Origin of the sequence: Collinsella sp. AM44-11, assembly GCF_003467145.1 — a bacterium.
Lineage (GTDB): Bacteria > Actinomycetota > Coriobacteriia > Coriobacteriales > Coriobacteriaceae > Collinsella.
Genome location: NZ_QSFE01000025.1, coordinates 1,908 through 7,559, shown reverse-complemented (window position 1 = coordinate 7,559; position 5,652 = coordinate 1,908). Strand labels below are relative to the sequence as shown.

Sequence of the window (5,652 nt, the reverse complement as noted above, 5' to 3'; positions counted from 1 at the left end):
CCTATTTGCTCAATGTGTTCGGCTGAGATCGGAAATCAACCTCACGAAAAGCGATGTCTGAGCGCTTCGACCACGTTGGGCGGGACAAACGTCGATACATCGCTGCCGAGTGAGGCGATCTGGCGAACGACCGAGCTCGAGATATAGCCGTACTGCGGCGCACTCATGACAAAGATGGACTCCAGCTCGTTATCCAAGCGATAGTTGAGATCTGCCTGCTGCAGCTCGTACTCAAAGTCGGTCATGGCGCGCAGGCCCTTGACCACGGCCCCCGCCCCCTGCTCGCGAGCGAAGTCGACCAAGAGGCCGGTAAAGGGCAGGACCTCGACGCCGTCGATATCACCGAGCGCCTCGCGGGCCAGCGCCACGCGCTCATCGAGCATAAACGTGGTACCCACACCGTTTTTACCCTGCGACTCGGCAACAGCGACGATCACACTGGGAAAGATGCGGCGGGCGCGGCGGATGACGTCGATATGGCCAAACGTGATGGGATCGAAGGTGCCCGGGACGATCACGCGGTTGATGGTGTCATTCATGGTCGTCCTCCTGAAACGTCGTGGCATCGTTGTTGTGAGCATCGGTGCCAGCGCAATCTTCCTCACCATCGTCATCGCCGACCCAACGAAGCAGGTCGACCGAGGTAATGCCGTAGCGCTTCTCGCGCACGATCTCAAAGCCTGCCGGATGCGCGCCCGCATCGGCGGCGGCATGCTCAAACAGGGCATAAGCGCCAGGTGCAAGCAGACCCTGCTGAGCCAGCTTCTGCAGCAGCTCCTCGACCGGCTCGGCACCAAAAGCATAGGGCGGGTCGAGCAGGACCAGATCAAAGGGGCCGCCCGGCACACGACCGCGCGAGGCACTCGCCAGCATGTCGCCCGCTATCACGCGCCAACGCGCACGGTCACGGCAGAGCGACTCGATATTCTTGGTAATGAGCCGCGCGGCATTCCGATCGATCTCGAACGTCGTGAGCGAGCGGGCACCACGTGAGAGCATCTCTAACCCTAAGGCACCGGAGCCGCCAAAGGCGTCCAGCACGCGGACCTCGTCCAGATCGAAGTCGAATGCCGACATGACCATAGATGCGCATGCCTCGCGCACGCGATCGGTCGTGGGGCGGGTGACATCGCGACCACGGGGCTCCTCGATCTTACGACCGCGCCATTCGCCGCCGATGATTCTCATCCTCCGCTGACCTCCTTAAAAATGTGTCGATATCGCATGGCGACCGCATCGCGCAGGGGGCGCGTCGCCACGGAGTCAAGGTTGCAAGCATACCGCAAGAGCTCAACCGCGTCCAAATGGGCCCACTCGATCAGCTCCTCGTCGGCATCCAGGTCGACAAAGCGCAGGGTCACTCCGCCATGCTGGCGGTACCCCAGGATTTCGCCCTCGTGGCGCAGACGCAGGTCCATCTGGGCGAGCGTAAAGCCATCCGAGGTTTTTTCGAGCGATTGCAGGCGATCTTGTGCTGCCGAAGCGCCGCCGTTGCCCTTGGAGTGCGTCATGACCAGGCACGTGCCCGACACGCTGCCACGGCCCACGCGACCGCGCAGCTGGTGCAGCGCCGCCAAACCAAAGCGCTCGCCGTTCTCGATGACCATGACGGTGGCGTTAGGCACGTCGACGCCCACCTCGACCACCGTAGTCGAGACGAGCACGTCAATCTCGCCACGCTTAAAGGCATCGATAACCTGGTCCTTCTCCCCCGCTGGCATGCGGCCGTGAAGGCGCTCGATGGCAAGACCCGGCAACGCCAGACGCAGGCGATCGAGCTCGGTCGCCGTATCGTGCAGCGGCACGGGGACCGTCACGCGGCCCTCGTCGTCGCGGACGATACCGGGCACGTCCTCCAGATCATCGGCCGAGTCACTCGGCTCCACGAGCGGGCAAATCACGTAGGCCTGCTGACCCTTTTCATGCGCCTCGCGGATGGCGCCATAGGCAAGGTCGCGACTCGACTCGGTAAGCACGCGTGTCGTCACGCCAGCGCCAGGGACGGGCCGATGGCGGATGATACTCGTGTCCAGATCGCCGTAGACCGAAAGCGCCAGCGTACGCGGGATGGGCGTTGCCGTCATAACGAGCAGATCGGCACCGGGGCCCTTCGCGCGCAAGGCATTGCGTTGGCCGACGCCAAACCGGTGCTGCTCATCGATGACTACGAGCGACAGATACTTAAACGCCACGTTATCCGAAAGGACCGCATGGGTTCCAAAGAGGACGTCGAGCTCTCCGGATTCCAGCTGTGCATGGATGCGCTCGCGCTCTGCGGCCGGCGTGGCACCCGTCAGAAGCGCCCAAGACATGCCGGCCTGCGAGAGCAGAGGGCCGGTCTTATCGGCATATTGACGCGCCAGCACGCCCGTGGGCGCCATAACGCAGGCCTGTGTGCCGCTATCGGCAGCCACAGCCAGCGCGCAGGCGGCAACGGCGGTCTTACCGGTACCGACATCGCCCAGCAGCAGGCGGTTCATCACGCGCCCGCCATCGCACATATCGCGCAGGATGTCTTGGAACGCGGCCTCCTGCTCGTCGCTCAGCGAAAACGGCAGGGCCTGCTTGAGCGCGGCCAGGTGCTCGCCCGCGGCGTGGGCGTAGGGAGCGACTTCGACCAAGCCACCGTCGTTGCGCAGGCGCAGCGCCAGCTGCAGGTAGAGGCACTCCTCGTAGGCAAGCCGTGCGCGCGCGATATCGCGCTCAGCCATGCTCGAGGGAAAGTGGATCGATCGAAGGGCACGGGCATGGCTCATCAGGCGACGTTTAACGCGTAAGCGTGCCGGAATGGGATCAAAGGGATTGCCGACGACCTCGAGCGCGCCACTTACGATACGGCGCATCCATGCCTGACTCACGCCGTCACTCACGTAATGGACCGGCAGGATAGTGCCCGCGGCGCGCCCTTCCTCAAGCTTTTCAAAGTGCGGCGAGGCCATCTGCTTAAAGCCGTAGGCAAACTCGACCTTACCCATTACGGCCAGGCGGTCGCCCTGCTTAAGCTGCTGGGCAATCCAGGGCTGGCGGAAAAAGGCGACCTGCAGCACGCCCGTCTCGTCAACGAGTGAGACCTCGGTCACCTGCATGTGCGGACGAGGCTGCTTTTGGACGATACGGTCGACCGTGGCGATGATGGTACACACGGTACCGATGGGCGCCATCTCGATGGACCAGGAGCGCGTAAAGTCCAGGTATCGATGAGGGATATGGAGAAGGAGGTCCCCCACCGTCCGAATTCCCAGACGGCGAAGGGCCTCCTCACGTTTACCCGAAACATATTTGAGTCGCGCGATATCCTCGTCGAGCGCATTGCTCTGAGCAAAGCGCTCCGAGACGCGCGGCACGGAGCACAGTTCGGACATGGGCAGTTGCCTACTCGATCGAGAAGATCACGGGATAGAGCGGCTGCTCGCCACGATGGGCGTCAATCTCCAGATCGGGCTGAGCCTCCTCAATGGCATCGACAATCTCCTGGAAGGCCTCATTGGACAGTTCCTCGCCTGCCAGAATCGTCAGCGCGTCGCCCTCCTCTTCCTCCTGCATACGGTTAATGCAATCGAGCGTGACCTGCTTCACGTCGGAGCCGACCACATCAATGGAGCCGGCAATGATACCCATGACGTCACCGGAGTGAATCGGCGAGCCGTCGGAGGCGCTGGAATCGCGCACGGCACGGGTGACCTCGCCATCGCGAACCTCACTGATGGCGTCGACCATAGCGGCGACGGCATCCTCAAGCTCGGAATCGGGTAGGACCGCGAACAGCGCGGAGAAGGCCTGCGGAACGGTCTTGGTGGGAACGACGGCGACCTTCTTGTCGGTGCAGGCTGAAGCAGCGGCCTCGGCGGCCATGCGGATGTTGCCGTTGTTGGGCAGGATGATGACCGAGGTCGCGTTGACCTGGTCGACGGCGCCCAGCAGGTCTGCAGTCGAAGGGTTCATGGTCTGGCCACCCGAGACGATCACGTCAACGCCGAGAGACTTGAGGATGTCTGCCTCGCCGGAACCGGCGGCAACGGCGACAAAGCCCAGGGCCTTCGCGGGCTCGGCGGCCTTTTCCTGGTCCTCGTGGATCTTGGCAGTACGGTCGTGGGCCTCCATCTCCATGTTATGGATAAAGACTTCGTAGATCTGACCAAGCTGCAGCATGTGCTCGAGCACCAAGTTGGGGGTGTTGGAGTGCACGTGAATCTTGTAATCGGGGTAAGCACCCACGAGCAGCTCGCAGTCGCCCATGGAACCCAGGAACTTGAGGCACTCGTCCTCGTCAAAGGGAGCGTCGGCCTTAAAGAGGAACTCGTTGCAGTAGCGGAATTCCGAGCCCTCCCAGTCGTCGTTGGCCTCGATCTCAACACGACCAAGGGCCGCGTCGCGGGCAGAGCAGGCGGAATCAAACGTGGCGGAGAAATCCTCGACAACGGTGCTGCGGCCAAGAGCGGCGGCAACAAAGTTCTCAAGGAAAATAGCAAAGCCAAAGGCGCCGGAGTCGACCACGCCGTTCTCCTTCAGAACGGGCAGCAGGTCGGGCGTGCGGGCGACGGACTGGTAGGCCTCGACGACGATGGCGTCGAGCGCGTCCTCGGCCGAGAACTTCTTCTTTTCGCACTCGTCGGCCTTGGTCGAGACATCGCGCAACACCGTGAGGATCGTACCCTCGATGGGCTTACGGACGGCCTGGAAGGCAACCTTGACGGCACGACGGAAGGCGAAGGCGATGTTGGCGGACGTAATGGGCTCGTCGGCGGAGACAAGGCCCTCGGCCACGCCGCGCAAGATCTGCGAGGTGATGACGCCGGAGTTGCCGCGGGCGCCCATCAGGGAGCCGTGGGTGATGGCGCCGGCGATGGCCTCCATGTCGGCGTCGGCGGGAAGGGCAGAAAGCTCCTTGGTCACCGAGGCGAGCGTGAGCGACATATTGGTGCCGGTGTCACCGTCGGGCACGGGAAAGACGTTGAGCTTGTTGATCTCCTCGGCCTTGTCGGAAACGGCAGCCGCAGCGATCGGAAAACAGGTGCGAATGGTCTTTGCAATCATGGGTATTTAAATCTCCGTTTTCGGATGCTAGTTCAGACGGCTCTTGAGCGCGTCGATATGGATGCCGATCTTAAGGCTGGCGAGATCGATCTGGGCGATCTCCTGCAGGGTGAAGGCAACGGAGCTCGAAAGATTGTGGCAGACGGATTTCATGTTGACGCCGTTCTCGAGCACGACGTGAAGATCGACCGTAAGGCCGTTCTCGTCGGCGGAGACAAGCACGCCCTTGCGGAGGCGCTGACCGGCAAGCAGGCGCACGCTCTCGGCGCCTTGGAGCTGCTCAGCCATACCGACGACGCCATAGCACGTCATCGCGGCATAACCGGCAATATCGGCAATAACGTCGTTCGAGACGCTCAGGCTGCCGTTAATGGTCTCAGACACAAGAATCTCCTTATCTGGTGCTCGCGGCACCATGTCGTGGGAGCAATCATTGCAATATTCTACAACGACCGCGCCATGTTGAGGTGGTGGGTCGCGGGATTACATCCTCGACACGAAATGTTGATATGGCAACGTTCGAGTCAAGTGGTCGCGGCATGAAAAAACCCGCCGCATAAGCGACGGGTTTTACAACCTGGCTCCCCGGGTAGGACTCGAACCTACAACAGCGCGGTT

The 5,652-nt window shown here is 62.1% G+C and carries 5 protein-coding genes and 1 tRNA gene (1 of these 6 cut by a window edge); all 6 read right to left on the bottom strand.

Features of this window, described 5'->3' with window-relative positions; genetic code table 11:
- Window positions 1-41: 41 nt before the first annotated feature.
- Window positions 42-539: a pantetheine-phosphate adenylyltransferase gene (gene coaD, locus DW943_RS10170; RefSeq protein WP_117564151.1), complete on the bottom strand. Its 498-nt coding sequence runs from the start codon at window positions 537-539 to the stop codon at window positions 42-44.
- Window positions 532-1,188 carry a 16S rRNA (guanine(966)-N(2))-methyltransferase RsmD gene (gene rsmD, locus DW943_RS10165; RefSeq protein ID WP_117564152.1) on the bottom strand — a complete coding sequence of 219 codons (657 nt, stop codon included), beginning with the start codon at window positions 1,186-1,188 and terminating at the stop codon, window positions 532-534. Before rsmD ends, coaD begins: the two co-directional genes overlap by 8 nt.
- Window positions 1,185-3,362, bottom strand: coding sequence for an ATP-dependent DNA helicase RecG (gene recG / locus DW943_RS10160; protein ID WP_089571700.1), 2,178 nt, complete (start codon window positions 3,360-3,362; stop codon window positions 1,185-1,187). Before recG ends, rsmD begins: the two co-directional genes overlap by 4 nt.
- A gap of 10 nt (window positions 3,363-3,372) precedes the next feature.
- The gene (locus DW943_RS10155; RefSeq protein ID WP_117564154.1) at window positions 3,373-5,034 is read right to left on the bottom strand and encodes a DAK2 domain-containing protein; all 1,662 of its coding nucleotides are present in this window, start codon (window positions 5,032-5,034) and stop codon (window positions 3,373-3,375) included.
- A 27-nt stretch (window positions 5,035-5,061) separates the two neighbouring features.
- Complete coding sequence (locus tag DW943_RS10150) at window positions 5,062-5,451, bottom strand: Asp23/Gls24 family envelope stress response protein (RefSeq protein WP_199572896.1); 390 nt, start codon at window positions 5,449-5,451, stop codon at window positions 5,062-5,064.
- 161 nt (window positions 5,452-5,612) lie between these two features.
- Window positions 5,613-5,652: transfer RNA gene (locus tag DW943_RS10145), tRNA-OTHER, on the bottom strand (it continues 65 nt past the right edge of the window).